General features: G+C 67.1%; 28 protein-coding genes and 2 tRNA genes. 17 read left to right on the forward strand and 13 right to left on the reverse strand.

Going from position 1 to position 26,068, the window contains the following annotated elements:
• Positions 1–21 precede the first annotated feature (21 nt).
• Genes KOE53_RS11645 through KOE53_RS11660 form a run of 4 tightly spaced genes read left to right on the forward strand, consistent with a single transcriptional unit; the run spans position 22 to position 2,341 of the window.
• Positions 22–699 carry a phosphatase PAP2 family protein gene (locus tag KOE53_RS11645; RefSeq protein WP_188058583.1) on the forward strand — a complete coding sequence of 226 codons (678 nt, stop codon included), beginning with the start codon at positions 22–24 and terminating at the stop codon, positions 697–699.
• A gap of 10 nt (positions 700–709) precedes the next feature.
• Positions 710–976 (forward strand): glutaredoxin domain-containing protein, encoded by a 267-nt coding sequence (locus KOE53_RS11650; protein WP_188045762.1) that lies wholly within the window; start codon positions 710–712, stop codon positions 974–976.
• A gap of 43 nt (positions 977–1,019) precedes the next feature.
• Entirely contained in the window at positions 1,020–1,874 is an 855-nt protein-coding gene (locus KOE53_RS11655; RefSeq protein WP_188045763.1) for a spermidine synthase, read from the forward strand.
• Between the two features lie 2 nt (positions 1,875–1,876).
• Positions 1,877–2,341: a SprT-like domain-containing protein gene (locus KOE53_RS11660; RefSeq protein WP_188058584.1), complete on the forward strand. Its 465-nt coding sequence runs from the start codon at positions 1,877–1,879 to the stop codon at positions 2,339–2,341.
• A 22-nt stretch (positions 2,342–2,363) separates the two neighbouring features.
• Here KOE53_RS11660 and KOE53_RS11665 read toward each other — a convergent pair whose 3' ends face one another.
• Both KOE53_RS11665 and KOE53_RS11670 read right to left on the reverse strand, forming a co-directional pair.
• Entirely contained in the window at positions 2,364–2,927 is a 564-nt protein-coding gene (locus KOE53_RS11665; RefSeq protein ID WP_188045765.1) for a GNAT family N-acetyltransferase, read from the reverse strand.
• A 36-nt stretch (positions 2,928–2,963) separates the two neighbouring features.
• Positions 2,964–3,524, reverse strand: coding sequence for a DUF4916 domain-containing protein (locus KOE53_RS11670; protein WP_188058585.1), 561 nt, complete (start codon positions 3,522–3,524; stop codon positions 2,964–2,966).
• A 72-nt stretch (positions 3,525–3,596) separates the two neighbouring features.
• Here KOE53_RS11670 and KOE53_RS11675 point away from each other — a divergent pair, with 72 nt between their 5' ends.
• The 4 genes from KOE53_RS11675 to KOE53_RS11690 are packed head-to-tail and all read left to right on the forward strand — an operon-like array spanning position 3,597 to position 6,570.
• A complete protein-coding gene (locus tag KOE53_RS11675; RefSeq protein ID WP_188058586.1) occupies positions 3,597–4,319 on the forward strand; it encodes an alpha/beta hydrolase in 723 nt (240 codons plus the stop codon).
• 5 nt (positions 4,320–4,324) lie between these two features.
• Positions 4,325–5,080 carry a glutamine amidotransferase gene (locus tag KOE53_RS11680; protein ID WP_188058587.1) on the forward strand — a complete coding sequence of 252 codons (756 nt, stop codon included), beginning with the start codon at positions 4,325–4,327 and terminating at the stop codon, positions 5,078–5,080.
• 49 nt (positions 5,081–5,129) lie between these two features.
• Positions 5,130–5,798, forward strand: coding sequence for a GntR family transcriptional regulator (locus KOE53_RS11685; protein ID WP_188058588.1), 669 nt, complete (start codon positions 5,130–5,132; stop codon positions 5,796–5,798).
• Positions 5,799–5,826: 28 nt separating this feature from the next.
• Positions 5,827–6,570: a polyprenol monophosphomannose synthase gene (locus KOE53_RS11690; protein WP_188058614.1), complete on the forward strand. Its 744-nt coding sequence runs from the start codon at positions 5,827–5,829 to the stop codon at positions 6,568–6,570.
• 85 nt (positions 6,571–6,655) lie between these two features.
• On the opposite strand, the gene KOE53_RS11695 is transcribed toward KOE53_RS11690, so the two are convergent.
• A tRNA-Pro gene (locus KOE53_RS11695) sits at positions 6,656–6,729 on the reverse strand.
• A 105-nt stretch (positions 6,730–6,834) separates the two neighbouring features.
• Here KOE53_RS11695 and KOE53_RS11700 point away from each other — a divergent pair.
• The gene (locus tag KOE53_RS11700; RefSeq protein WP_188058589.1) at positions 6,835–7,590 is read left to right on the forward strand and encodes an HAD-IIB family hydrolase; all 756 of its coding nucleotides are present in this window, start codon (positions 6,835–6,837) and stop codon (positions 7,588–7,590) included.
• 203 nt (positions 7,591–7,793) lie between these two features.
• On the opposite strand, the gene KOE53_RS11705 is transcribed toward KOE53_RS11700, so the two are convergent.
• Together KOE53_RS11705 and radA are read right to left on the reverse strand one after the other, a co-directional pair.
• Positions 7,794–9,296: a malate:quinone oxidoreductase gene (locus KOE53_RS11705; protein ID WP_188045771.1), complete on the reverse strand. Its 1,503-nt coding sequence runs from the start codon at positions 9,294–9,296 to the stop codon at positions 7,794–7,796.
• 32 nt (positions 9,297–9,328) lie between these two features.
• Positions 9,329–10,675 (reverse strand): DNA repair protein RadA, encoded by a 1,347-nt coding sequence (radA, locus tag KOE53_RS11710; RefSeq protein ID WP_188045772.1) that lies wholly within the window; start codon positions 10,673–10,675, stop codon positions 9,329–9,331.
• 106 nt (positions 10,676–10,781) lie between these two features.
• On the opposite strand from radA, the gene KOE53_RS11715 reads away from it, so the two are divergent.
• Positions 10,782–10,871 (forward strand) — tRNA-Ser (locus KOE53_RS11715).
• Between the two features lie 65 nt (positions 10,872–10,936).
• Here KOE53_RS11715 and KOE53_RS11720 read toward each other — a convergent pair.
• Complete coding sequence (locus tag KOE53_RS11720; RefSeq protein WP_188058590.1) at positions 10,937–11,509, reverse strand: potassium channel family protein; 573 nt, start codon at positions 11,507–11,509, stop codon at positions 10,937–10,939.
• A 201-nt stretch (positions 11,510–11,710) separates the two neighbouring features.
• On the opposite strand from KOE53_RS11720, the gene KOE53_RS11725 reads away from it, so the two are divergent.
• The 3 genes from KOE53_RS11725 (at position 11,711) to KOE53_RS11735 (ending at position 15,111) form a co-directional block, all read left to right on the forward strand.
• Positions 11,711–13,012, forward strand: coding sequence for an ion channel protein (locus KOE53_RS11725; protein ID WP_353055645.1), 1,302 nt, complete (start codon positions 11,711–11,713; stop codon positions 13,010–13,012).
• A gap of 208 nt (positions 13,013–13,220) precedes the next feature.
• Positions 13,221–14,459, forward strand: a complete 1,239-nt coding sequence (locus KOE53_RS11730) for an ammonium transporter (RefSeq protein ID WP_188058592.1) — start codon at positions 13,221–13,223, stop codon at positions 14,457–14,459.
• A gap of 325 nt (positions 14,460–14,784) precedes the next feature.
• Entirely contained in the window at positions 14,785–15,111 is a 327-nt protein-coding gene (locus tag KOE53_RS11735) for a hypothetical protein (protein ID WP_241095526.1), read from the forward strand.
• Positions 15,112–15,130: 19 nt separating this feature from the next.
• On the opposite strand, the gene KOE53_RS11740 is transcribed toward KOE53_RS11735, so the two are convergent.
• Together KOE53_RS11740 and KOE53_RS11745 are read right to left on the reverse strand one after the other, a co-directional pair.
• Positions 15,131–16,297 carry an acyl-CoA dehydrogenase family protein gene (locus KOE53_RS11740; protein ID WP_188045776.1) on the reverse strand — a complete coding sequence of 389 codons (1,167 nt, stop codon included), beginning with the start codon at positions 16,295–16,297 and terminating at the stop codon, positions 15,131–15,133.
• A 46-nt stretch (positions 16,298–16,343) separates the two neighbouring features.
• Positions 16,344–17,528 carry a CaiB/BaiF CoA transferase family protein gene (locus KOE53_RS11745; protein ID WP_353055646.1) on the reverse strand — a complete coding sequence of 395 codons (1,185 nt, stop codon included), beginning with the start codon at positions 17,526–17,528 and terminating at the stop codon, positions 16,344–16,346.
• Positions 17,529–17,637: 109 nt separating this feature from the next.
• Between KOE53_RS11745 and KOE53_RS11750 the strand changes: the two genes are divergently transcribed.
• Positions 17,638–19,209, forward strand: coding sequence for a PucR family transcriptional regulator (locus tag KOE53_RS11750; RefSeq protein ID WP_188058594.1), 1,572 nt, complete (start codon positions 17,638–17,640; stop codon positions 19,207–19,209).
• Here the strand turns inward: KOE53_RS11750 and KOE53_RS11755 are convergent.
• From KOE53_RS11755 to KOE53_RS11770, 4 genes are all read right to left on the reverse strand, one after another.
• Positions 19,206–19,391 (reverse strand): hypothetical protein, encoded by a 186-nt coding sequence (locus KOE53_RS11755; RefSeq protein ID WP_188045779.1) that lies wholly within the window; start codon positions 19,389–19,391, stop codon positions 19,206–19,208. The two genes, KOE53_RS11750 and KOE53_RS11755, sit on opposite strands and share 4 nt — an antisense overlap.
• Before the next feature lie 56 nt (positions 19,392–19,447).
• A complete protein-coding gene (locus tag KOE53_RS11760; protein WP_188045780.1) occupies positions 19,448–20,077 on the reverse strand; it encodes a hypothetical protein in 630 nt (209 codons plus the stop codon).
• Between the two features lie 78 nt (positions 20,078–20,155).
• Complete coding sequence (locus KOE53_RS11765) at positions 20,156–20,695, reverse strand: amino-acid N-acetyltransferase (protein ID WP_256434441.1); 540 nt, start codon at positions 20,693–20,695, stop codon at positions 20,156–20,158.
• Positions 20,696–20,801: 106 nt separating this feature from the next.
• The gene (locus KOE53_RS11770; RefSeq protein WP_188045781.1) at positions 20,802–23,312 is read right to left on the reverse strand and encodes an ATP-dependent Clp protease ATP-binding subunit; all 2,511 of its coding nucleotides are present in this window, start codon (positions 23,310–23,312) and stop codon (positions 20,802–20,804) included.
• Positions 23,313–23,491: 179 nt separating this feature from the next.
• Here KOE53_RS11770 and KOE53_RS11775 point away from each other — a divergent pair, with 179 nt between their 5' ends.
• Both KOE53_RS11775 and KOE53_RS11780 read left to right on the forward strand, forming a co-directional pair.
• Positions 23,492–24,109 (forward strand): hypothetical protein, encoded by a 618-nt coding sequence (locus KOE53_RS11775; protein ID WP_188058595.1) that lies wholly within the window; start codon positions 23,492–23,494, stop codon positions 24,107–24,109.
• The gene (locus KOE53_RS11780; RefSeq protein WP_188058596.1) at positions 24,109–24,351 is read left to right on the forward strand and encodes a helix-turn-helix domain-containing protein; all 243 of its coding nucleotides are present in this window, start codon (positions 24,109–24,111) and stop codon (positions 24,349–24,351) included. The genes KOE53_RS11775 and KOE53_RS11780 overlap by 1 nt, the downstream gene beginning before the upstream one ends.
• On the opposite strand, the gene KOE53_RS11785 is transcribed toward KOE53_RS11780, so the two are convergent.
• Positions 24,282–24,752, reverse strand: a complete 471-nt coding sequence (locus KOE53_RS11785; protein WP_251364315.1) for a DUF1003 domain-containing protein — start codon at positions 24,750–24,752, stop codon at positions 24,282–24,284. The two genes, KOE53_RS11780 and KOE53_RS11785, sit on opposite strands and share 70 nt — an antisense overlap.
• Positions 24,753–24,997: 245 nt before the next feature.
• Here KOE53_RS11785 and KOE53_RS11790 point away from each other — a divergent pair, with 245 nt between their 5' ends.
• Positions 24,998–25,963 carry a DUF559 domain-containing protein gene (locus KOE53_RS11790; protein WP_188058597.1) on the forward strand — a complete coding sequence of 322 codons (966 nt, stop codon included), beginning with the start codon at positions 24,998–25,000 and terminating at the stop codon, positions 25,961–25,963.
• The last annotated feature ends 105 nt before the right edge of the window (positions 25,964–26,068 follow it).

The raw sequence follows: 26,068 nt of genomic DNA on the forward strand, positions 1-26,068 counted from the left end.
TCTCCCGGTACCCTCCCCCGCATGAGCTCGAATTCTGATCCCGCCGGACCTCTGGCCCGTCCGTCGCCTCGATATGCGGCGCTGATTGGCGCCGTTCTGGTGCTGCTTGTGGCGGCCGGCGGTGTCTATTTCTTCATCGCAGGATCCGGCCCACTGCCCGTAGATTCCTGGTGGCACGCGCACGTGGGCGCCGCACCAGGGACTGCGCTACATGCGATTGCCGCCTTCCTGGCCATCGTTGGCGGGCAAATTGGCGCGCTCGTTTGCTTCGTCATCGCGTTCGGCATTCTCATCCTCGCACGCCGTGGGCGGGATGCTCTCGCTGTCGGATTTGCTGGGGTACTCGGAGTCGCAGGCTCAGAAATCCTGAAACGCTTGGTGCAGCGACCCCGCCCGCCCGAGCAGTTCTTCTCCTCACACGGCTATTCCTACCCGTCTGGGCACTCGATGGCCGCGGCGGCGCTCGCGGTGTCCCTCGCGCTCGTAGCCCTGGGCGCACGCGATCTCGACCGCCGCCTCTCCCGCGCCGCGACGGTGCTCGCGATCGCGTGGACCCTCGTGATGATGTGGAGCCGCACCGCGCTGCATGTGCACTGGCTCAGCGACACGCTCGCCGGCGCCGCGCTCGGCATCGGAGCGGCACTCATCGCCCGCAGGCTCTGCGTACCGCCCAAGCCCACCGTCAGCGTCGCGGCGTAGACTCCCGGCCATGACAGCGACGAACACTTCCGGCGAAACGATCATCTTTGGCGCGGACTGGTGCGGTGACTGCCGACGCGCGAAGCGGGTATTCGATGAGGCGGGCGCCAGCTACCGGTACGTCGACCTGGTGGCGGAAGAGTCTGCGGCAGAAATCGCGCGCGAGATCAGCGGGCGAACGAACATTCCGGTGATCCTGTACCCGGACCGCAGCCACCAGGTGGAGCCGTCCAACGCGGACATGCTCGCGAAGATCGCAGAGCTCGGGCTGGCCTAGCCCACGGTCGGTGGGTGTCGGTGCCGCCGCGTACCATCGAGGGGTGATCATTCCCCCTCCCCGTACCCTGACCGGATCAGGTCACCTCGCCGAGTTCGAGGAGGACAAGTACGTCCAAGGTGCCGTGCAGCTCCTCATCGACGGCACCCCGCAGTCGCACGTGAACCTTGACGACCCGAGCGACCTGTTCTTCGAGTACGTGCGCCGCATCGGGCATGTGATTGACCTGGTGCGGCCCGATCGCGAGCCCATCACCGCGCTGCACCTGGGCGGCGGCGCGTTCACTCTCCCACGCTATGTCGAGGCGACGCGCCCCGGCTCATCGCAGCAGGTGATCGAGCTCGAGGGCGACCTCGTCGATTACGTCCGCGAGTCGTTCCCGCTGCCCAAACGCGCGAAAATTCGGGTGCGCCGCGGCGATGCCCGCGAAGTGGTCGCGAAGCTTCCGGCTGGGCTGCACGGCGCCTGCGACGTCATCGTCGTCGATGTGTTCGCCGGCGCCCGCACCCCGGCCCACGTCACAAGTCTCGAGTTCTATCGGCTGCTCGCACCGCTGCTGGCCCCCGGCGGCGTGATCGCTATCAATGCTGCCGACGGTCCGGGCCTGCCATTCGTGCGCGGGCAACTCGCGACGCTCCGCGCGCTCTTTCCCGCCGTCGCTGCGGTCGCGGAGGCGCAGGTCCTCAAGGGGCGCCGCTTCGGCAATGTCGTCATCGTCGCGGGGCAGGATCCCGACGCCTGGGACTGGCTGCCGCGCCTGCTCGCCGGCGGCCCGCACCCGGCACGCATGGTCGAGGGCGCAGAGCTTCGCACCCTGATCGCCGGCGCGAAGCCGGTGAACGACGAGACTGCGACGGCGTCCCCCGAGCCGGCGCGACGGATCTTCGAGAAGCGCTAGCCATGAGCGACCCGGCGAAGGTTCGGATTTGGGCGGAGGCGCTCATCAGGACACACCTCGACCCGAACGTCTGGACGTTCGGGTTCGACCGGGCCAAGCGCCGGGCCGGCCTCTGCAACTTCACCGACCACCGGATCACGCTGTCTCGCCCGCTCGCCGAACTCGGCAAGGACGACGACGTGCACCAGGTAATCCTGCACGAAATCGCGCACGCGCTCGCCGGACCGCACGCCGGGCACGGCCCCAGGTGGAAGGCCATCGCGCGCGAGCTCGGCTATGTCGGTGGCCGCACCCACGACGACGCCGCGTCGCAGCACCTCGCGCCGTGGCTGGGCGACTGCCCGGCGGGTCACGCGCACGCCAGGTACCGCAAGCCCACACGGCCGCAGTCCTGCGGCAAGTGCGCGAAACGGTTCTCGCCCGAGCACCTCATCCGTTGGCGTCGCCGTGAGGCCGACGCCGCGTGAGCCCTCGGGCCGGATCCTGCCGCTAAGCCAGCTGCCAGTCCTGCGGCGAGCGCTCGTCCGTCGCCAGGAGGCCGGCGACGAGTCCGTCGACGCGGCCATTGCGACCGGCCTCGCCCTTGCGGAGCAGGCCCTCGTAGCGGAACCCCGCGCGCTGGGCGATCCGGGCCGAGGCCTCGTTACCGGCGAGCGCGTGCCACTCGATGCGCTCGAGCGCGAGGCCGTCCGTCGCGAAGGCGTAGTCAATGGCGCGGCGCACCGCCTCCATAAGCAGCCCCTTGCCCCGTGAGCCGGGCGTCATCCAGTATCCGAGCGTGCACTGTCCGGATCCGATGTTGTCAAGGCTCACCATGCCCACGAGCTCGCCCTCGTGCTCGATGGCCCAGGTGTAGAAGGTGCCGGCGTCCCAGCCGTCGGCGACGAAGGTGTGCAGGAACCACTCGAAGTCGCCGCCCGTGTAAGGGTTCGGGATGCGGGGCACCCACTGCACGATCGCCGGGTCGTTGCACGCGTCAATGACGGTCGCGCGGTCGGCTTCGGTCGGCCGGCGCAGGGTCAGTCGTTCGGTCTCGAGGATGATGTCGCTCACCCCTCGAGAATACCGGCCGGGCGAACGCCGCGTGCGCTAGCAGCCCACGGTCGCGAGGGCCTGGCGCAACAGGCGCCCGCGTCCGCCGGAGAGCTCGAGGGACATCTCGCCCGAGAGCGCCTCCTCCGGCGCCATCCAGGTCACCTCGAGCGCGTCGTGGCGGGGGTTGCACGTGCCCGTCACCGGCACCACGAAGACGAGCGACACGGCGTGCTGGCGTTCGTCGGTGTACGGCGACATCCCCGGCATCGGGAAGTACTCGGCGACCTGCGCCGGGACCGGGGCAGCCGGGATGAGCGGGAACGCCATCGGGCCGAGGTCCGTCTCTAGGTGACGAAACAGGGCGTCGCGAATGGTCTCGCCGAACCGCACACGGCCGGCGACCAGCGCACGCGTCATCACGCCGTCGGGGGTGCTGCGCAAGAGCAAGCCAACCTCGGTCACCTGGCCGACCCCGTCGACGCGCACCGGGACCGCCTCGACATAGAGCATCGGCAGTCGGCCACGGGCCTCGGTGAGCTCGCGCTCACTCAGCCAGCCGGGATTCTCGTTCGGCACGCGCGACGGTTCGGGGAGGTCCTCGGTGTCCACACTCATGGTGCCATTCTGCCTGACGCGGGCGGCTCTGGGGAGAGGCATCACTCACCATTCATCGCTAGTCTGGGCGGCATGCACGCCCTCGCACTCGATCCCCAGGTCATTCGTTGGACGATCGGCGGCGTGCCCGCCGACGAAGCCTCCGCAGTCGCCGCGCTCGCCGAACGGCCGCTGCTCATCCTCATGCACGGCCTCGGCTCGCACGAGGGTGACCTGATCGGGCTCGTGCCGCTGCTCCCCCAGGGCTTCGTCTGTGCGTCGCTGCGCGCACCGTTCGCGGTCGCCGCGCCTCTGACCGGCGGGTACACCTGGTTCCCTGAGTCGCTGCAGTCGGCTGACGCGGCCCCCGAGTCCCGTGCCGAGAACGCCGCCTGGCTGGCCGCGCAGGCGGTGCTGGAGTGGCTCGATGACGTCGAAGCGCGCGTGCCCGGCGCGCAGGTGACTTCCGCAGTGATGGGCTTTTCCCAGGGCGGGGTGATGGCCACCTCGATGCTGCGCGCGCGGCCGCAACGGTTCGCCGCGGCCGTCAACTGCTCGGGCTTCACCGCCCCTGGCGTGTTCCCGGGCGATGCCGAACTCGAAGCGCTCCGCCCGCCCCTGTTCTGGGGCCGAGACGTCGCCGACCCCGTCATCGGCGCAGAGGCAATCGCGCGCACCGCCGCGTGGCTACCGACGCACTCGACGCTCGAAGCGCGCGAGTACCCCGGCGTCGGCCACTCCGTCAGTCGTGACGAGCTCGACGACGTCTTCGTGTTCCTCTCTCAGAACGTGCCGGGGGCTCTGCCGATACGGTAGAACCCATGCAGCCGTTTCTCCTCATCACTACCCGCGACGACGACGAAGTCGCCGCCGGGGAGTATGCCTCGTATTGCACCCTCACGGGGCTCGAGGGCGACGACCTCGAATGGCGCCGGGCTGACCAGGCCCCGCTCGGCCAGCTCGACCTTGCCAGCTACTCCGGTGTGATCCTGGCGGGAAGCCCGTTCACCGTGAGCGAGCCCATCGAGCGTAAGTCAGCGGTCGAGCTGCGCGTCGAGCGGGAGCTCGCGGAACTGCTCGACGAGGTGGTGGCGCGAGACGTGCCGTTCCTCGGGGTCTGTTACGGCATCGGGACCATCGGCGCGCATCAGGGAGCCTCCGTCAACAACGTCTACGGCGAGACCTCCCAGGCGGTGCGGATCGCGCTGACCGAAGCCGGGCTCGTCGACCCGCTGTTTCGGGAGCTACCGCCGGAGTTCGAGGCGTTCGTCAGCCACAAGGAGGCCATCAGCGACGTCCCCGCGCATATCGCCGTGCTCGCGAGCTCGCCCAGCTGCCCGGTGCAGGCCTTCCGGGTGGGCGAAAACGTCTACGCGACCCAGTTCCACCCCGAGCTTGATCAGGCAGCGATGGCGGCCAGGGTCGAGGCCTACTCACAGCACGGCTACTTCGCCCCCGAGACGATCGGGGAGATCCTACACGGCGTCGCCACCGCTGACGTCCGCGCCTCGCACCTCGTGCTGGGTCGGTTCGTCGAGCAGTACGCGCGCGCCACCCCGCGCACGCTGTCCGCCTAGGTCGGCGGTCCCCGGGCGCAGGCGCGTAGGCCGCGATACAGTGATTGATATGACCGCTTCCCCGACGCCGAGCAAGTCTCAACGGGTCTATGACCACCTGCTTGAGGGCGTCGTCGGCGGCCGGCTGGTTCCAGGTCAGAACTTGAATATCGGCATCATCGCGAGCGAGACCGGGGTGAGCATGATTCCGGTACGCGAGGCGCTGCGCCGCCTGCAGTCCGAGGGCGTGATCATCGTCGAGCACCATCGCGGCGCGCGCGTGGCGGAGGTGGGGCCGAACGCCTACCGCGACGTCATGCAGACGCAGGCCGTGCTCGAGGCGCTCGCCGTGTCCCTCTCGGCCCCGCACCTCACGCTTGACGAGCTCGACCGCGCACGGGAACTCAACCGAGACATGGACGCGGCGCACCGAGACGGCGACTTCCACCGCTACAACGAAGGCAGCCTGGAGTTCCACCGGATCCTGCAGTCGGCCTGCCCGAACCGGTATTTGCGCGAGACGCTCGAGCGCGGGCAGCTGCGCATTGCCGCCGTCCGGGCGGCCGTCATCGGGTACAGCGCCGACATCGCCGAACGGCTGTCGCAGGAACACACCGAGCTGCTCGACCGCATCGCTGCGGGGGCGGTTCCCGCCGAGATCGAGCGGCTGATGCGCGAGCACCGCGACGGTACGTCTGCACACGACGCCGACGGCCTGCGCGCGCTCGCGGGGAAGTAACGTGGCGCTCCCCCGCATTCTCGTCGTGATGCCGAGCTACAACGAGGCGGCCACCATCGGGGCCGTGATCGCACGGGTGCGCGCCGCGGTCCCGCATGCCGACATCCTGGTCGTCGACGACGCGAGCCCCGACGGCACGGGCGCGATCGTCGAGGCATTGGCGGCGCAGGATCCCGCCGTTCGCGTGCTGCATCGGCCGGGAAAGTTGGGCCTCGGGACGGCGTACATCACGGGGTTTGAGTGTGCACTCGCCGAGGGCTACACAGTGGCCATCGAGATCGACGCCGACGGGTCGCACCTGCCCGAGCAGCTCCCGTCTATGCTCAGGGCGGTCGCGGGAGGGGCCGATCTCGCCCTGGGTTCGCGCTGGGTCCCTGGCGGCGTCATTCACGGCTGGCCGCGATATCGACAGTGGATCTCACGCGCGGGCACCGCGGTGACGCGCCTGGTGCTTGGTTCTCGGCTGCGCGACGCGACGAGCGGGTTCCGCGCCATCCGGACAATCGCACTCGCGTCGGTGCCCCTCGGCACCCTCACCTCACACGGCTATGGTTTTCAGGTCGAACTCGCCTGGACGCTTGAGCGGTTCGGGGCGAAAATCGTCGAGGTTCCGATCACTTTCGTCGAGCGCGAGGGCGGCAGGTCGAAGATGAGCGCCGCGATCGTGTTGGAGGCGCTCTATGCGGTGCTGCGGTGGGGATTCATGCGCCGGTTCCGGCCGGGCCGACTCCCCACACCGGTCGCCGGAACACCGCTTTCCACCTCGAAATAGGAACGGCACGGGCGCGAAGCCCTGGACTGAAACAAGAAAGCCCCGGAACCTCGTTGATTTCTCAACGTTGTTCCGGGGCAATTTGTCGGGATGACAGGATTTGAACCTGCGACCCCGTCGTCCCGAACGACGTGCGCTACCAAGCTGCGCCACATCCCGATCGCATTTTCATGCAAGGACAACCCTACCGAACGCTGCGCGAAAAACGAAAATGAGGTCGCTTCCCGGGCGGGGCACGCTGGCGTACGTGGAAGAATCAGACGTGTGACTTCCCTCCCCGCACTCATCGCCTTTGACCTCGACGACACCCTCGCCCCGTCAAAGTCCCCGCTCGACCCACGCATGCTCGGGCTCCTGGAACGACTGCTCGAAGCCACCAGCGTGGCGGTCATCTCGGGTGGAAACTTCGCCCAGTTCGAGGCCCAGATCCTCGACCGCCTCGGTGCGATCCCCGAGTCACGGCTCGAGCGATTGCACCTGATGCCGACCTGCGGCACCCGCTATGTGCGGCGTCAGGACGGCGCGTGGGTAAGCGTGTACGAAGAAAACCTCACGCCCGATGAGCGTGCGTCGGCGCTGACCGCCTTGCGCGAGGAGGCCGAACGGCTCGGGCTCTGGGAGTCACGCGTCTGGGGCGAGATCCTGGAAGACCGCGGCTCGCAGGTCACCTTCTCCGCCCTCGGCCAGCGCGCACCCGTCGATGAGAAGGTGCAATGGGACCCGACAGGCGAGCGCAAGGGCGCCCTTCGCCAGGCCGTCGCCGACCGGCTGCCCGGCCTCGAGGTGCGCAGCGGCGGCTCGACCTCGGTCGACATCACCCGCAGCGGCATCGACAAGGCGTACGGCATGCGCAAGCTTGAGGCGCACACCGGCGTCCCTCTTGCAGAGATGCTGTTTGTCGGGGACCGCCTGGACCCCGAGGGAAACGACTACCCGGTGCTCGCCATGGGCGTGCGCTGCCAGGCCGTGGAGGGCTGGGAGGACACCGCCGCCTTCCTCGAGGGGCTGCTCGCGCCGTAGGCGCTGCTGGCGCTTTCGCGCACCTGGGGCCGGCAGGATCCTGCCGACTCCGCTCTATCGAGACGTCTGAATCTGCGGCTTCAGCTCACGTGATGCCGCAGATTCAGACGTCTCGGCACCAGGATCCGGGCAGGCACGGGCAGGAACGCCGAACGGGGCCCGTCACTCGACGAGCCCCGTTCGGGCGAAACAGGAGTGGTTGGCTATTCGGCCCGTGCCACGGCGGAACCGGTGAGGTTCAGCACGCGGGCGGTCTCGGCCAGCGTTGCCTGCGTCGCGGCCAGATCGTGGTTGACCCCCGTGCCGAGCGCCGGCACGCGCTTGAGGAACTTCGCGCGCCACTGCTGCTCGAACTTCTCGGGGAAGCAGCGCTCGAGGACGCCGAGCATCGCGGGAACCGCGGTCGAGGCGCCCGGTGAGGCGCCCAGCAGGCCGGCAATCGTGCCTTCGCCTCCCGTGATGACTTCGGTGCCGAACTGCAGCACGCCGCCCTTCTGCGGGTCCTTCTTCATGACCTGCACACGCTGACCGGCGGTGATGAGGTACCAGTCCTCGTCCTTCGCGGTCGGCATGAACTCGCGCAGCGCCTGCATGCGCTTGGTGTTGCCGGCAAGCACCTCGGTGATGAGGTACTTCACGAGCGACATCTCACGCAGGCCCACCTGGATCATGGGCATGAGGTTGTGCAGGCGGATCGAGCCGAAGAGGTCCCACCAGGAGCCCTTCTTCAGGTACTTGGGGGTGAACCCGGCGTACGGGCCGAAGAGCAGGCTCGTGCCGCCGTCGACGACTCGGGTGTCGAGGTGGGGAACCGACATGGGCGGGGCGCCGACCGACGCCTTGCCGTAGACCTTCGCCTGGTGTTCCGCCACCACCTCGGGCTTGTCGCAGCGCAGGAACTGGCCGCTGATCGGGAAGCCACCGAAGCCCTTGATCTCGGGAATACCCGAGGACTGGAGCAGGTGCAGGGCGCCGCCGCCCGCGCCAACGAAGACGAACTTCGCATTGACGACGGTCGTGCCATAGCCCGACTGGTTGCGCACGAAGACGTCCCAGGTGCCGTCTGCGCGGCGACGAACCTTGCGCGCATCGTGGCCGCGGTGCACCTTGACGCCCGTGCTCTCGAGGTGCGCGGTGAGCTGACGCGTGACCGAGCCGAAGTCGACGTCGGTACCGCTCTCGGAGCGCGTCGCGGCGACCGCCTCGCCCTTCTTGCGGCGCTCAATGAGCAGCGGGGCCCACTCCGCAATGACGGCGGGGTCGTCGCTGAATTCCATATCCGAGAACAGCGGCTGCTGCTTGAGGACCTCGTAGCGGCGACGCAGGTAGTCAACGTTTGCCTCGCCCATGACGAACGTCATGTGCGGGGTCGAGTTGATGAAGTCGTTCGGCTCGCCGAGCGTGCCGTCTTCGACCAGCGAGGCCCACCACTGGCGGCTCAGCTGGAACTGCTCGTTGATGTCGATGGCCTTGTCGGGCGACAGGCTGCCGTCTGCCCCCTCGGGCATGTAGTTCAGCTCACAGAGGGCGGCGTGGCCGGTGCCGGCGTTGTTCCACGCGTTGCTGCTCTCTTCGCCGACCGCGCCGAGGCGCTCGTACAGAGCAATCGACCACTCGGGCTCGACCTCCGCAAGGAGGGTACCGAGGGTGGCGCTCATGATTCCGCCGCCAATGAGGACGACGTCTACGGTGTTGTTGCTGCTCACGGTGGTCAAGTCTATCTCGCTTCTGAGCCGCCCTATCTCGCTGGGGCAGGTTGCCACTCGAAGAGGCTCGTGCGAACTCCGTCGAGGGTCGCGAACTGGGACTCGATCAGGTTTTTGTATCCCAGGCGTGTGGCTTCGGCTTCGCGTTGGGCTCCGCCCAACACCGCACGGATCTCGCCCGCGAGGCTGACTTCGCCGTACGCGGCGAGCGTGTGCGGAAGCGGCGAGTCGTTGATCGCGGAGAGCAGGGCGAGGGCGATCGCCAGATCGGCGGCCGGCTCGGTGAGCCTCAGGCCGCCCACGGTGGACACGTAGACATCGCAGCCCGCGACGGCAACGTTCAACCGCCGCTCGATCACGGCCAACAGCATGGCGACCCGACTGCCGTCGACGCCGCTCATCACCCGGCGCGGATTGCCACCGCTGGTCGCCGGGACGACGAGCGCCTGCACCTCAACGGGGATGGCGCGCCGTCCCTCGAGCGCAATCGTCGTGCACGTGCCGCTGACCGGCTCCGTGCGGTCGCTCAGGAAGAGCCCGCTGGGGTCGGGCACTTCCTCGATGCCCGTCCCGCTCATCTGGAAGCAGCCAACTTCGTCGGTGGGGCCGAAGCGATTCTTGAGCGAGCGCAGGAAGCGGAGCGCGCTGCGCCGGTCGCCCTCAAAGTGGCACACCACATCGACGAGGTGCTCGAGCAGCCGCGGGCCGGCAACTTGGCCGTCCTTGGTGACGTGCCCGACCAGGATGACGGGGGTATCGCGGTCCTTCGCGGTGCGAATGAGGGCCGCGGCGACCTCGCGCACTTGCGACGGACCGCCAGCAATACCGTCGATGGCATCGCTTGCGATGGTCTGGACGGAGTCGATGATGACGAGCGCCGGGTCGACCGCCTCGATCTGGCCGAGCACAGTACCCAGGTCGGTCTCGGACGCGAAGAACAGCGACTCGTGCAGGGCGCCCGTGCGCCCGGCGCGCATGCGGACCTGCCCGGCCGACTCCTCGGCGCTCACGTAGAGCACCTTCTGACCCGTGCTCGCCGCCTTCGCCGCCGCCTCCAGCAGCAGCGTCGACTTGCCCACCCCGGGCTCGCCCGAGAGCAGGATCGCGGCGCCGGCGACGAGACCGCCGCCGAGCACCCGGTCGAGTTCGCCGATACCGGTGGGCCGGTGGCTCACCTCGGCTCCGATGAGGCTCGTTATGGGCTTCGCCGCTCGCGCGAGACCAGGCGCCGTCGCGGTGGTGCGCTTGCCGGTGCCGGCCCCGGGGGAAGCACCCACCTCGGCCACCGTGCCCCACTGCTGGCATTCACCGCAGCGCCCCACCCACTTCAGGGCGCGCCAGCCACACTCAGAACACGCGAATCCGCTCGACTTGGCCATACCAAAAGCCTAGCCGGGGCCTCCGACATCCCCGGATTTCCGGGCGGCACACCGAACAGAGAGCCTCGATTTTTATTCCGTGCCGGTCTTGCGTAATATTGCTAGCGGTGACGTGTCCGAGCGGCCGAAGGTGCAACACTCGAAATGTTGTGTAGGTTCACCCCTACCGTGGGTTCAAATCCCACCGTCACCGCCACCGAGAACCCCCGCAGATCCCCGTGAAAAACTGGGATCGCGGGGGTTTTCTCTTTCACGAGGGAGTCACTCCGCCTCAGGCTCGCCCTGTGTTCGCTGCAGTCCCTGCTGCGCAGCGAAGAAGGCCACCTTCGCCACCATCCATAAAACGCCAAGACCGGCGATCATCTGGAGCGACACCAGGCCGCGCGTCAGCATTGCCGTGGCGACGATGTCCCCAAACCCGACCGTGGTGAAGGTGCTTGACGTGAAGTACAGCGCATCCACGCGGTCCATCGGCTCGCTGAACGCGGACGCGTCGCTCGTCGAAATCGAGAGATAGAGCAACGCGAAGAGCAGCACGAACGAGACCACGCTCACCACGACAGCCTCGACCGCCCGGATCTGCGGCACGTCTGCCGCCACCACGGTTCGTACCTGCAGCGCGAGTACTCCGACAAAGGCCAGCACTACGGCGGAAAGCCGAATCCAGGCGGCCAGGGGATTCTCCGCATTGAAGCCATCGATGGGGATGAGGAAGTACAGCGCGAAGGACCCCGTGAGTATCAGTGCCACTCGCAGGATGGAAACCACTACGACGCGGAGCTTACCGGCAAAGTCAAGCTGGTTGAATTCCGGTCGATTCGTGCTGGGAGCCATGGGGTCGCCCTCTCGGATTCTCGGGGAAGAGCCAACCGTCCTCGATGGCCGCCTCCCTGCGAACGTGCATGGCCTGACTCTAATCGGAGCCGCCCCAGCCCGGAGCCCCATTTGAGGGAGTGCGGCGTGGAGATTGATGCGAGGAGCGCTCTTCAATTCCCGCTCCTGACAAGGACCTGATGCTCGCGTAGCATGTGGACCGTGACCACCTTGGGTGAGCAGGAAGTCCCGTCGGTCCGACAGCTGCTCCAGCTGTCGGTGCCAGCGCTCGTCGTCGGCGTGGTGTCTGCGGTGGGCCTCTTCGCGGTCGACGAGGCCGCGCATCTGCTTGAAGGACTCCTCTGGGTGCACCTGCCGCACGCCCTCGGCGTCTCGCCCGATTCACGGTGGTGGATCTTTGGCGTATTGAGCCTGATCGGGCTTTCCGTGGGACTGATCGCCACCTTCGTTCCCGGTCGCGCTGGCACAGACTCGGCAACCGTCGAGCTCATCGCGCCGCCAATGTCGCTCGGCGCGGTTCCGGGTCTGGCGCTCGTGACGGTATTGGGGCTGGCCGGCGGCGTGAGCCTCGGACCAGAGTCCGCCATCATCGCCATCAACACGGCATTGCTGGTCGCCCTGGTCACCCGCGTGTTTCCGGGCGTGGACATCGAACTGGTGGTGATGGTGTCCGCGGCCGGAACCATCGGGGCACTGTTTGGAACCCCGATAGCGGCGATACTCGTGTTGACCGGTGTGGTTGCGGCGGCGAAGTCCGGCGGCGTGTTGTGGGACCGATTGTTCCTCCCCCTCCTTTCCGCCAGCGTCGCCTCGATAACGATGGCGTTTCTTGGGGCCGAGCAACTGCGACCGCCCGTGGTGCCCAGCACCGAGGGCCCGCTCCTGCAACTCTTGCCGGCCGCCGTGGCCGTCGCCTGCGTCGCGGCTCTCCTCGGGCTTGTGGGATCCGTCCTGTTTCAACCGCTCTATTCGCTGTTTCGCACGTTAAAAATGCCCCTTCTGTACACGACCCTGGGAGGTGTGTTGTTGGGCCTGTTGGGCGCCTTGGGCGGTCCGATCACGCTGTTCAAGGGAAGCACCCAGATGGTGGAACTCGTCGATCAAGCCGGAGCGTTCACAGCATGGCAGCTCATCGGAATCGTGGGCATCAAGCTCTTCGCCCTGCTCATCGCTGCCACTTCGGGGTTCCGTGGCGGACGGATCTTCCCGGCAGTCTTTATCGGGGTTGCCGTGGGCATGCTCTGCCAGGCATTCTTCCCGCAGATACCCCTGGGGCTGGCGATCGGTTGCGGCACGTTAGGCATGGTGCTCGCCGTGTCCCGTGACGGTTGGATTGCTATCTTCATCGCCGTTGTCGTCTCCGGAGACGTGCGCCTCTTGCCCGTACTCTGCTTCGTCGTGCTGCCCGTGTGGCTCCTCGTCGCTCGCGCCCCAGAAATGCTTGCACGTGAGCCGCGGACAGCACGGCAGCGCGGGCAGGACCAACCCCTCGGCCACACCTAGCCCCGGAACCGGCCAGCAGGAATCGATACCGAGATGCTCCACGCTCGGCGCACTACCCACCCCGTTACACGCCGGAAATCAGGCCCCGCACCTTTAACGCGATGGAAACAGAACTCTGCCGCCCGCGGAAACATCGGGCGGGCATGCTGTCGACACGAGCAGTTCTTGTCTCGATTCTGTGCCCCCTTCTACGCGGTGAGGAACGACTATGGATACCGGAACAATTGCCTGGGTGATCATCTCAACGGCCATGGTGCTGTTGATGACGCCCGGCGTCGCATTCTTTTATGGCGGGCTCGTCAAGATGACGAGCGTCGTCAGCATGATGATGCTCAGCTTCGGCGCGATGGGCCTGGTTGCCGGCCTCTGGATCTTGTACGGCTACAACATGTCGGTCGTCTCTTCCCCCGGCGACTTCGCGGGCAACCCCTTCTCGGACTTCGGCCTCTCGGCGATGGCGGCAAGTGACACCTCCACCCCCGATTTGCTCGGTGTCGCGTTCGGCGCGACCTTTGGCATCATCACAGTCTCGCTCATCTCGGGCTCAATTGCTGACCGCGCCAAGTTCGGCTCGTGGATGGTCTTCGCCGGCATCTGGGCCACCGCGGTGTACTTCCCGGTCGCCGCGTGGGTATGGGGCGGCGGCTGGATCATGAACCTCGGCAACACCCTGTTCGGCGAGGACTCGGGCATCGCCGTGATCGACTACGCCGGTGGCACCGCGGTCCACATGAACGCGGGCGCCGCGGCCCTCGCCCTCGCCCTCATCCTGGGCAAGCGGATCGGCTTCAAGCCCGGCATCCAGAAGCCGCACAACGTGCCGCTCACGCTCACCGGTGCAGCGCTGCTCTGGTTCGGCTGGTTTGGATTCAACGCCGGCGCCGAGTGGCTCAACGGGATGGCGAACACTGGTCTCATCATCCTGAACACGCTGGGGGCCGCGGGCACCGCGATCCTGGGCTGGTTGGTCGTCGAGAAGATGCGGAGCGGGAAGCCGACCGCGGTGGGCGCCGCCTCGGGAGCCGTATCGGGCCTCGTCGCCATCACCCCTGCCTGCGCAAACCTGACGCCGGCGTGGGCGCTGCTGCTCGGTGCGGTCACCGGCGTCGTGTGTGCGATCGCGGTCGACTGGAAGTTCCGCCTCGGATACGACGACTCGCTTGACGTGGTCGGGATCCACCTCGTCGGCGGCATGATCGGGACGCTGTACCTCGGCTTCTTCGCGACCGAGACCGGGCTCTTCGTCGGCGGCGACGCCCGCCAGCTGGCCGTGCAGGTCATCGCCGTGCTCGCCGTGATGCTCTACAGCTTCGCGGTCGCCTGGGTCATCGGATTCGTGATCCAGAAGACCATCGGGTTCCGCATCACGAGCGAGGACGAGCTCGCGGGCATCGACACCGTCGTACACGGCGAGCAGGCCTACGCCCTGGCAGAAGCCGGCCGGTAGCCGCCCGGCAACACCCCGCAGTCCCCCGCAACTGGGCGTCCAGGAGTACGGCATACCGCCACACTCTTGGACGCCCGCTTGCGTTCCGCCACCGCCCGTGATATCTTGATCAATCGAGTCTGATTCTTGATGCCGAGCTGGTGTACCACCACCCTCCGCGCGTCCACTCTCTTACGTTTCGCTCTCGCAATCACGGCCCGCACACTTGCCGGCCACATTCACTCTCGCGGTTCATCCGCGGCTGGCTTCGCGCCAGCAATTTCGAGGTAGCCCAATTGGCACCTCGACGCTCTCCCGTATGGAGGGCGACTCGAAAGGAAACATCATGCAGTACCAGTCCAATTCCGCGACGCTGGAGCAGAGCGCTCCGTCGGCTTCGCGATACAGCACCCCCTACCACGACCTCGGTGACGATGCCGGTCCCCGCATCCCCAACTGGGCAGAGCACCGCTCTGTCTACCGCGGCGCAGGCCAGACCACCTACATCGTTGAGACCGAGCACTTTGATCGCGCAGCAAAGCGCGACCTCAGCCACCTCGCCCAGCACGGCTGGCACGTCACCGTTGAACGCGCGAGCGGCCGTCAGGCGCGCACCCGTGTGGGACTGGTGCGTCGCCCGAGCGGCCGCCCGGCGAACCGGACCCGCGCGTAGCGCGGATCCTGCGAAAGGGTTACGCGAACGCGGCGATGCCGGTGAGCTCGCGGCCGATCACGAGGGCATGGATTTCGTCCGTGCCCTCGTAGGTCCGGACCGACTCGAGGTTCGCCATGTGACGCATCACGGGGAAGTCGCTCGTAATGCCGTCGCCCCCCAGGATCGCGCGGCACGTGCCCGCAATCTTGATGGCCTCGCGCACGTTGTTCAACTTGCCCACGCTGATCTGTCCGTGCGTGAGCGTCCCGGCGTCCTTCAGGCGGCCGAGGTGCAGCGCGAGCAGCAGGCCCTTCTGATACTCGAGGAAGCAGTCCGCGAGCTTCGCCTGGATAATCTGCTTGCCGCCGATCGGCGAGCCAAAGACCTCGCGCGTCTGCGAGCGCTCGACCGCGACCTCGAGGCAGTTACGAGCCGCGCCCATGACCCCCCACGAGATGCCGTAGCGCGCCTCGTTCAGGCACTTGAAGGGTGAAGAAAGCCCCTTCGAACCCGGCAGGATCGCGTCGGCTGGCAAGCGCACATCGACGAGGTCGATCTCACACTGCAGTGACGCACGCATCGAGAGCTTGTTCTCGATCGCGCGGGCCTCAAAGCCCGGTGTCTCGGTGGGCACAACGAAACCGCGCACGATGCCCTCTTCGTCCTTCGCCCAGATCACGGCGACGGCCGCCTCGGTGGCCAGGCCGATCCAGCGCTTCTTGCCGTTGATGACCCACTCGTCACCGTCACGCTTCGCCGTCGTAATCATGGTCGACGGGTCCGACCCGCCCTGCGGCTCCGTCAGTCCAAAGCAGCCGATGGCCTCGGCCGATGCCATGCGCGGCAGCCACTCCTGCTTCTGCGCCTCGGAGCCGAACTTGTAGATCGCGCCCATGGCGAGCGAGCCCTGCACCGAGAGCGCGGTGCGGAAGCCCGAATCGACGGCCTCAAACTCCATCGCGACGAGGCCGTAGGCGACCGACGAGGCGCCGGCCATCCCATAGCCCTCCATGTACATGCCGAAGAAGCCGAGCGCGCCGACCTCCTTGACGAGGTCGAGGCGCAGGCGGCGATCCTCGAAGTCTTGGTCGATGACCGGCTTGATGCGGGTCTGGGCGAACTCGCGCGCCTTCATCTGCCAGGCGCGCTCCTCCTCCGTCACGAAGTCGGCGACGTTGAACAGGGCATCAATGGTGGTGGTCATGCGGGTCTCCTTTGAGCTTCAGAAATTGTGGGGTGCAGCCTGTGGGTTAGCGCGGTAGCCAGTTGGCGCCATCGTGCTCACCGAGTCCCGGCGGCGGGCTGGTGTAGCGAGCAGGGGTGAGCGAGAGCCCAACCGGATTCGCGACCGTGCGCACCGGGTGCATCGTCCCGTCCGGGGCAAGCGCCGGCGTCTTCGCCACAGGATCCAGGCCGAGCGACTCGGCGAGCTCGAGCGCCTGGGCGACCGAGTTGACCCGTCCGGCGGGGACCTTGCGATCGGCGAACTCCGGCAACCAGTCGGTCGCGGGGCGGGTGCGCAGTCGCGACTCCAGCTCTTCACGCAATTCGGCTCGGTGCGCTACCCTCGATTCGTTGTTCGTGAATCGGGCATCGCTCGCGAGCCCGGGGGCCCCGATCACGTCGGCCAGCTGGGCGAACTGCCCGTCGGTGCCGACGGCGAGGGCGATCGTCTGGTCGGCCGTCGCGAACGTCTCGTACGGCGCGATCGAGGGATGCGCGTTGCCCATGCGGCCCGGGGACACCCCGGTCTCGAGCGTCGACGACGCCTGATTTGCGAGGGCGGACAGCAGCGACGAGAGCAGATTGACGCGGACGTGCTGCCCCTGGCCCCGCACCGAGGAAGCCTCGTCGTCGCGCGCCCGAAGCGCCGCCTGAATGCCGATGACCGCGTTCAGCCCCGTGATGATGTCCACGAGCGCGACGCCCACCTTGGTGGGCTCTCCCTCAGCCTGCCCGGTGATGCTCATGAGCCCGCCAACCGCTTGCACCAGCAGGTCGTAGCCGGGCAGCTCGGCACCCTCCGCGTCACCAAATCCCGAGATCGAGCAGTACACGACGCCAGGATTCTGCTCGGCGACCGCCTCGTACCCGAGCCCAAAGCGCTCCATCGTGCCCGGCTTGAAATTCTGGATGACGACGTCCGCGCTCTGGGCCAGCTCGGTGGCGACTGCGAGTCCGGCAGGATCCCGGAGGTCGCAGACCACCGAGCGCTTCCCGCGGTTCGCGCCGGCGTAGTAGGTACTCTGACCAACCGCGTTCGCCGGCGGCGTCCATTGGCGTGTGCCATCGCCCTCGGGGCCCTCGATCTTAATGACGTCGGCGCCGAGATCGGCGAGCAGCATCGTCGCATACGGCCCCGCGAGCACTCGCGAGAAATCGGCGACGCGAACGCCCGAGAGGGGGCCGTTCACCTGGGGATCCTGCGCGTTCACTTGAGCTCCTTCGCCTCGCCGGTGGTGCGCCCAGTCTAGGCGAGCGCCATGACCCGCGGCATGGTAGTTCTGCACTTCACTGACCCCTTTGACTGTGCAAGAATTCACTATGGCCACGCTCTCTGAACTCCTCGCCATCCCGCAGCTGGGGCTCCGCCTTGTGCAGGCCGGGCCCGGCGACCCCGAGGTGACCTGGGTCTCGACCACCGAACTGACCGACCTCAGCGCCTACCTCGATGGCGGGGAACTCGTGCTCACGACAGGCCTCAGCCTGGGGCCGCTCGACCCCGCCTGGCGCGACGTTGTTGCATCGCTCGCTCGCGCGCGCGTCGCCGCGATCGGCTTCGGTGTCGGGGTCACACACGACCGCATTCCCGCGCCGCTCGTTGCGGCCGCCAGCGACTTCCGACTCGCGCTCATCGAAGTGCCCCCACCCACGCCGTTCATTGCGGTGAGCAAGGCCGTCGCGGGGCTGCTCGCGGGCGACGAACTGCAAGCTGCCCACCGGGCCTTGGGCGCGCAGCAGCGCATTATCGACGCGGCCGTCGGCGGTCTCGGTCCCGCCGCAGTGCTCGCCATCCTGTCCTCGGCCACGGGCCGCCAGGTGGGGGTGATCGACGACGGAGGCGCGATCGAGGCGGCCACCGCGGGTTTCCCGGCGCCCGACTCCCCCATCGATCCGCTCCACGCGCCGCCGGGATGGTCCTTTCATCCGCTCGACTTCGAAGGAGGGGGCGGGCGCCTCCTGGCGGTGCACGGCCCCGAGCTCAACGGCCCGGCAGAGCGCGCGGCCGTCACCGCCGCCAGCATCGCCCTCGGGCTCGAGCAACGCCAGCGCGCGGTCGAGCAGGAGCACGCGCGCGAACGGTGGGCGCGCGCGGCCTCGCTCGTGCTGCGCGGGGCCCCCGGCGCGCGGGACGCCGCTCGCGTCCTCGATCCCTCGTTTACATTGCCCGCGCAGCTCCGTGTCATTGGGCTCCAGGGCACCCCGGAAGCCCTCGCGGCCTGGCACCGCACACCCAGGTCGGGCACCGGGCGGCTCGTGCTCCGCGGGCCGGCCACCGCGTCGTCGCAGGCCCCAGCAGACCCCGCACACTCGGCGCCTCGCGACCTCGCGCGCGCCTGGCAAGTGATCGAGGACTCCCCCGAGACCATCCAGAGCGCGCTGCTCGGCGCCGCGGGGCACGGGCTCGATGTCGCGGTGGGGCGACCCGCCACTCCCCGCACGCTCACGGCAAGCCTCCGATCGACGCTGTCGCTGCTGGACTCGCTCTCGCCCTCGGCGGCGCTCTACGATGCGCCGCGACTCCCGGTCGCTCGCTGGGCGGAACGAGACACGCCCTTGCTCGAAGCCCTGCTGTCCTCCGGTGACGCCGGGCCGATCCTGTCAGTGCTGGGCGAGCTTGCGCTCGGCGTCAGTGACGACGGCTCCCCCGAGAGCGAGCACACCACGGGGCTTGCGGAGCGGATGATTCTCCGCGAGTCGCTCCGCACGCTCTTGGAGCACGGGGGTCGTTCGGGGCCCGCTGCCGACGCCCTCGGCGTGCACCGCAATACCCTGGCCGCGCGGATCCGGAAGGCGGAAGAACTCACCGGCCGCAGCCTCAGCCGAGCTGACGACCGCGCTGAACTCTGGCTCGCCCTTCGCGCCGAAGAGCTCCTGGGACTCGAGAAACGCTAGCCGTGCTTGGGTGGCTTGCGGTCCGGGTCCACCTCGAGGTGCGGTTCGTGCAGCGAGTGCAGCACGCGGTTCATATCCCCCGAGAGCAGTCCAGTAACCATTTCATCCACCGCAACTCCCTCGTCGGTTCCCTGCGGAATTTCCAGGTGGCGTTCCGTGCGCTTGATTCGTGGCTCGTTCATGGCATCACCGTACCGCCGATTCGCGGGCTCGGATAGTCCCCGAATACAACGCTTTGCTACTGCAAGATGAACTGCGCAGAGTCCGCCGAGCGAACCCCAGCCGCCTCGACGAAGAGGTGGTACGACGCGCCACCGCCGGGAACCGGATCGCGCTCGACCTCGCAGGTGTCGGGGGCGCTGCGCGTGCGGTCCCAAGCGACCGGGTCCGATTCGAGTGTCTCGGCAGGCTTCAGGATCACCGGCAGACTCGACGGGTTCTTTTGGCAGTCACCAGAGTTCCAGTATTGCTCGGGGCCGCTCGAGATCTCGAAGCGCATTCCGGCGGTGCCGAGATCGGCCGTGCATTCAGCCGTACCGCGGTTCGTCACCAGGAGAGTCAGGGCGGGCATCTCCCCGGAGGCATAGCTGCTCTGGCTCGTCACTGCCTCGACCAGCAGGTCACCTTCGGCGCACACCGGAGGCGCGTCCGCTGCGGCTCCGTCGGGCTTCGGAGACGCGACCTTCTCGGTCACATCAGCCGGAAGCTCGACCGATTTCGACTCGCTTTGCCCGCTCGATGAGCCGGGCTTCACGATGACGAGCACCACCGCAACGATGACCGCAATCAGTCCGGCGAGCACGAGCAATCGCCGGCGCAGGTATACGCGCTTGTCCTCGGGCCCGACCGGATTCCGCATCGTCGACATGGGCACAGAGTAGCCCGCGGGGCGTGCGAGTCAGGTCAGACACCCCGAACACGGGGCGCTCGCCCAGGCTCGCTGGCGCTAGTTCGCGATCTTCTTCAGCATTCGGGTGTTCCCGAGCGTATTCGGCTTGACCCGGGCAAGATCGAGGAACTCGGCTACGCCCTCATCGGTCGAACGAAGGAGCTCGGCGTAGGCGTCGGCCGCGAGGCGCAGATTGCCGTCGTCGTGCATGACTTCGAAGTCGTGCTTCGCGAAGAAGTCGACCTCGAAGGTAAGGCAGAACAGGCGGGTCAGGCCGAGTTCAAGCGCTCGGTCCTCGAGCGCGGCCAGGAGGCGGTGGCCGACCCCGCGTCCGAGCCATTCGTCGCTCACGCCAAGCGTGCGCACCTCGCCGAGGTGCTCCCACATCACGTGCAGCGCGCCAAAGCCAACGACCTCTCCCCGCACGTTGACGGCGACCAAAAACTTCTGCACGGTCTCGTACATGTTGACGAGTTCCTTGCCCAGCAGGATTCGTCGCTCGACCAGCGGAGCCATGAGCTCCAGCATGGGGCGCACGTCAGCGGTGCGCGCTGGCCGAATCCGAATCTCGCCCGTCTCGGGCACTGCAGTTTCCACCTTCGAAGCGTAACGCACGCCGGTACCACCGCCCGGCAGGATCCTGCCCGTGACGCACGAACGCCCCGGCCAAACTGGCCGGGGCGTTCGTGTCAGTGCGCAGTGATTATTCCGCGGTGGGCGCCGTCGACGCGACCGCTGCGGCCGTCGAGGCCGCGGCGTTGCCCCGGTCGCTCGAGCCGCGCTCGGTCTCGAAAGTGAATTCGTTGTTCTCGAACCCGACCTTGACGAGGTCACCCGCGAGCAGCTCGGCGCCCAGGATCCGCTCCGAGAGCTGGTCCTCGACCTCGCGCTGAATCGCACGACGCAGCGGGCGAGCGCCCAGCGTCGGGTCGTACCCGAGCTCAATCAGACGCTCGCGAGCCGGCACCGACACCTCGATGCGCATGTCGCGATCGAGCAGGCGATCGGCGAGACGCTTCACGAACAGGTCGACGATCTGCAGCAGCTCGGGCTTCGACAGCTGCGGGAACACGATGATGTCATCGACGCGGTTCAGGAACTCGGGCTTGAAGTGCTTCTTGAGCTCCTCCATCACCTTGCCCTTCATCAGGTCGTATCCGACACCAGAGTTGCCCTCGAGCTGGAAGCCGACGGGGCCGCCGGCGATACCCTTCGAACCGAGGTTCGTGGTCATGATGATCACGGTGTTCTTGAAGTCCACGATTCGGCCCTGGCCGTCCGTCAAACGTCCCTCCTCCAGGATCTGGAGCAGCGAGTTGAAGATGTCCGGGTGCGCCTTCTCGATCTCGTCGAACAGGACGACCGAGAACGGCTTGCGCCGCACCTTCTCGGTGAGCTGGCCACCCTCTTCGAAGCCGACAAACCCGGGAGGGGCACCGAAGAGACGAGAGACCGTGTGCTTCTCGCCGTACTCCGACATGTCGAGCGAAATCATCGCGTCTTCGTCGTCGAACAGGAACTCGGCGAGCGCCTTGGCGAGTTCGGTCTTGCCGACGCCCGTGGGGCCGGCGAAGATGAACGAGCCCGAGGGACGCTTCGGATCCTTGAGGCCGGCGCGCTGGCGACGGATCGTCTTGGCGAGCGCCGAGATGGCCTCGTTCTGGCCGATGACCCGCTGGTGCAGGGCCTCTTCCATGAACCGAAGACGACTGGTCTCTTCCTCGGTGAGTTTGAAGACCGGGATGCCGGTCGCCTGGGCGAGCACCTCGGCGATCAGCCCCTCGTCGACCTCGGCATTCGTGGTGACGTCGCCCGAGCGCCACTGCTTCTCGAGCTTGAGGCGTTCGGCGATGAGCTTCTTCTCTTCATCGCGCAGGTTCGCGGCCTTCTCGAAGTCCTGGCCGTCAATCGCCTGCTCCTTGTCGGCACGAACGACGGCGATCTTCTCGTCGAACTCGCGCAGCTCGGGCGGGCTCGACAGGATCGAGAGGTGCAGGCGGGCGCCGGCCTCATCAATCAGGTCGATGGCCTTGTCCGGCAGGAAGCGGTCGGAGACGTAGCGCGCCGACAGGTTGACCGCCGCGACGAGTGCGCCGTCGGTGATCGAAACCTTGTGGTGCGCCTCGTAGCGGTCGCGCAGCCCCTTGAGGATGTTGATCGCGTGCGGGATCGACGGCTCGCCTACCTGGATGGGCTGGAACCGACGCTCGAGAGCCGCGTCCTTCTCGAAGTGTTTGCGGTACTCGTCGAGCGTGGTCGCACCGATGGTCTGCAGCTCGCCACGGGCAAGCAGCGGCTTCAGGATGTTGGCGGCGTCGATCGCGCCTTCTGCTGCACCCGCGCCAACGAGGGTGTGGATCTCGTCGATGAAGATGATGATGTCGCCGCGGTTGCGGATCTCCTTGGTGACCTTCTTCAGGCGTTCCTCGAAGTCGCCGCGGTAGCGGCTACCCGCGATAAGCGAGCCGAGGTCAAGCATGTACACCTGCTTGTCCTTCAGCGTCTCGGGGACATCGCCCTTGACGATGGCCTGGGCGAGGCCCTCGACGACGGCCGTCTTACCCACGCCGGGCTCGCCGATCAGGACGGGGTTGTTCTTGGAGCGACGCGAGAGGATCTGCATGACCCGCTCGATTTCCTTCTCGCGCCCGATCACGGGATCGAGCTTGCCCTCGCGGGCGGCGTTCGTGAGGTTGCGCCCGAACTGGTCGAGCACCTGCGAACCCTTGTCGCTGCCGGTCTCCGTCACGCCGGCCGAGACCTGCTCTTTCCCGGCCTGGTAGCCGGAGAGGAGCTGGATGACGGTCTGGCGCACGCGATTGAGCTCTGCCCCGAGCTTGACGAGTACCTGCGCGGCAACCCCCTCGCCTTCGCGGAGCAGGCCGAGCAGGATGTGCTCGGTCCCGATGTAGTTGTGGCCGAGCTGCAGCGCCTCGCGGAGACTGTACTCAAGCACCTTCTTCGCGCGCGGCGTGAAGGGGATGTGGCCGGCGGGCGGCTGCTGGCCGGTGCCGATGATCTCGGTCACCTGCTCGCGCACGGCGTCCAGAGAGATCCCCAACTGCTCGAGGGCCTTGGCTGCGACACCCTCGCCCTCGTGAATCAGGCCGAGCAAAATGTGCTCGGTCCCGATGTAGTTGTGGTTGAGCATCTTCGCCTCTTCTTGGGCGAGGACAACCACCCGGCGGGCCCGGTCGGTAAATCTCTCAAACATATGTTCCTCCTGGGGCGCGTCTGGACGGGGTCGCCAATTGCGCCGTACTCACAGCGTACGACCCGTTCCCGAGGTTTTCGCCGGTGTTCGCCAGCGGCGGAGTGCGAGCTTGACACCTCGCGTCAATTCCGACACCATATCGATAAGCGATAACAACGATAATCGATATGGAGTCGGCAATGAGCGCCACCACCCCCTACCGTCCGTCCCGAGGCGACCGATGGGCCCTGATCGCTTTTGTGGCGGCAGGCATCGCCCTCGTGGTCGCCACCGTCGTCTTCGCGGTACGGCAGATCCTGAGCCTCGTCAGCTCGGGGCCCATCACCGTACCGGTGACGTTTGGTGATTTCGAGGCTCCCCTGACGTATGGCGAAGCGGGCGCCTCGCTCCCCGTCGCCGTTGACACCGGCACCATCACGGTGATCGAGCCGACCGCCGCCCTAGTGGTCCCGGGCATCCTCGGCGTGATCGTGACCGTGATCCTGACCGCGGCCGTGGTGGCCTGCCTCGTGGGGCTGAGTATCTCGCTGTTGCGCGGCACCATTTTTAGCAAGCGCAATACCCTCCTAGTCTCGACCGCGGGAATCACCGCGTTGATTGGTGTCGCGCTGCAGAAGGTCCTCGAGGTGATGCAGTCCAACGCCGCGCTCCACCTCGCGACGGGTGGGGCGTACGACGCGGTTGCGGTCTTCGTGGCGCCCGGCTCATACCTCATCGCTGCCTTCGCCATCGCCATGATCTGCACGGTCTTCGTGATTGGAGAACGCATGCAGCGCGACCAGGACGGGCTCGTCTAGTGCCGCCCGAGGAGTCCCACGCCATTCGGTGCCGGCTCGACGATTTGCTCGCCGAGCGCGGCATGACCCTGACCGAGCTCAGCGAGCGGGTCGGCGTGAGCGTCGTGAACCTCTCGGTCCTCAAGAACGACCGCGCCCGCGCGATTCGCTTCTCGACGCTCACCGCGGTGTGTCAGGCGCTCGGCTGCGAGGTCGGCGAGCTGCTGGTGGTGTCCGGATCCGGTGAAGCGCCCGTCGACTGAGCGCCCTGTCGCCCCAGAACCTCCCGCAGTTCGTGAAGCATGACAATTTGCTGACGGTTGATCTCCATCAGCTCCTCGATCTCGGCCTTTGCCGCCGTATTCGTGTCGAAGTCGTGTTGGGCGAGCGCCGCGGCGATCGCATCCTGCCGCTTCGCCGCGATGAGCAGGATCGCTCCCTGCATGCCCGCGAGCATGCTCAAGAACAAGTTCAGCAGGATGAACGGGTACGGGTCCCAAGATTTCGCACTCAGGTTCAGCAGCGCCCACGCCAGCATGAAGACCACGAACCCGGCGATAAAGGCCCAGGACCCCATGCCGTTACGCATACGGTCTGCGGCGCGCTGCCCGAGCGTGAGCTTCTGCGCGTGTTGGGAATGCCAGTTTTCAAGCGGTCTCGTCATATCGCGAGTGTAGGCCGGGGGTGGGCGTTGGCGCACGGGGTGGGCTTTGGTGCCTCTTCGCTCCGTGTCCCATTGTCGACGCGTCACATATGGCTGCTCGAAGGTGCCTTGAACGACCGTTTGTGACGGGTCATGTGGCAGAGAAATAGCGCACGCGGGTTGTCCACAACGTGCAGCGGAAATGAGTTTGTCCACATTTGTCGAGCGAAGCCCTTCCCTTTGGCGGAGCGATCAAGAATCGGACAATGCCCCGTCGACGCACGCCGCTCCCGCTACTTCCCCTGACGTTCAGCGTCAACGTCGCGTTGGAAGCGGGAGCAACTCGTGGCGCGCTGCGCAATCAATCGCTTCTCGCCCCGTTCCACGGCGTGCGCTCATCTGTCTCGGCGCCGCCGGGCGTCGAATCGACACGCGAGCAGGCCCTGCGGGCCGCGCGGCTCATCCTCCCGAGACTCCGGGCAGGCGAAGCGATCAGCCACACTTCCGCGTTACTCATCCACGGCTGCCCGCTGCGAGTAGCCCCAGACCTGCACGTCACAGCACAGCCTCCGTTCACGCGAACGCGGGCTCGCGGCGTGCACGGGCACGAATGGGACAGTCCCACACCCATTGCCATCATCAACGGCGTTCCCGTGGCGTTCCCCGAGACCGCACTTTTGCAAAGTGCCCCTACGCTGCCCCTGATTGAGCAAGTGGTCGCAATCGACCACCTCGTGCGTCCTCGGGGGTTTGCTGGACGGGTGCCGGCCCTCACGAGCGCGGAGTCGCTCAATACCAGCGTGCAAGGGTTTCGCGGAAGGGGTGCCCGAACGCTCCGAATCGCTGTCGAGCTCGCTCGAGTGGGGGCCGAGTCGCGCATGGAGACGCTCACTCGCCTCATGTTGCACGCGTTCGGCCTGGCCGACTCCTTCGAACTCCAAGGCGAACTCGTCGACACCGACGGCCGGATTGGCCGCTTTGACCTGGTCAATCGAGCTCGGATGACCATCGTCGAGTTCGACGGGGATCAGCATCGGACGAGCAAGGCCCAGTACGAGAAGGACATCTGGCGACTGGATCGCGCTCGCGCGGCTGGATACCGCGTGATTCGTCTGCGCAGCGCCGACGTGGTGCACCACCCGCGAGAGGCCGCCACGCGCGTCGCGCTCGCCCTGGGCGTCGGCCTTCGACCGCACCCGCTCGCCAAATCGCTCCTGGCGCAGCCCACCTGACTCTCGTCGAGCCGTCACATATGGCTGCTCGCGCCCACGTGGAGCAACCATTTGTGCCGGGTCGGCGAATGAGGTGACCCTAGGGACACAATTCGCGGGGGGGGG

Origin of the sequence: Leucobacter sp. CX87 (genome assembly GCF_018682295.1) — a bacterium.
Lineage (GTDB): Bacteria > Actinomycetota > Actinomycetes > Actinomycetales > Microbacteriaceae > Cx-87.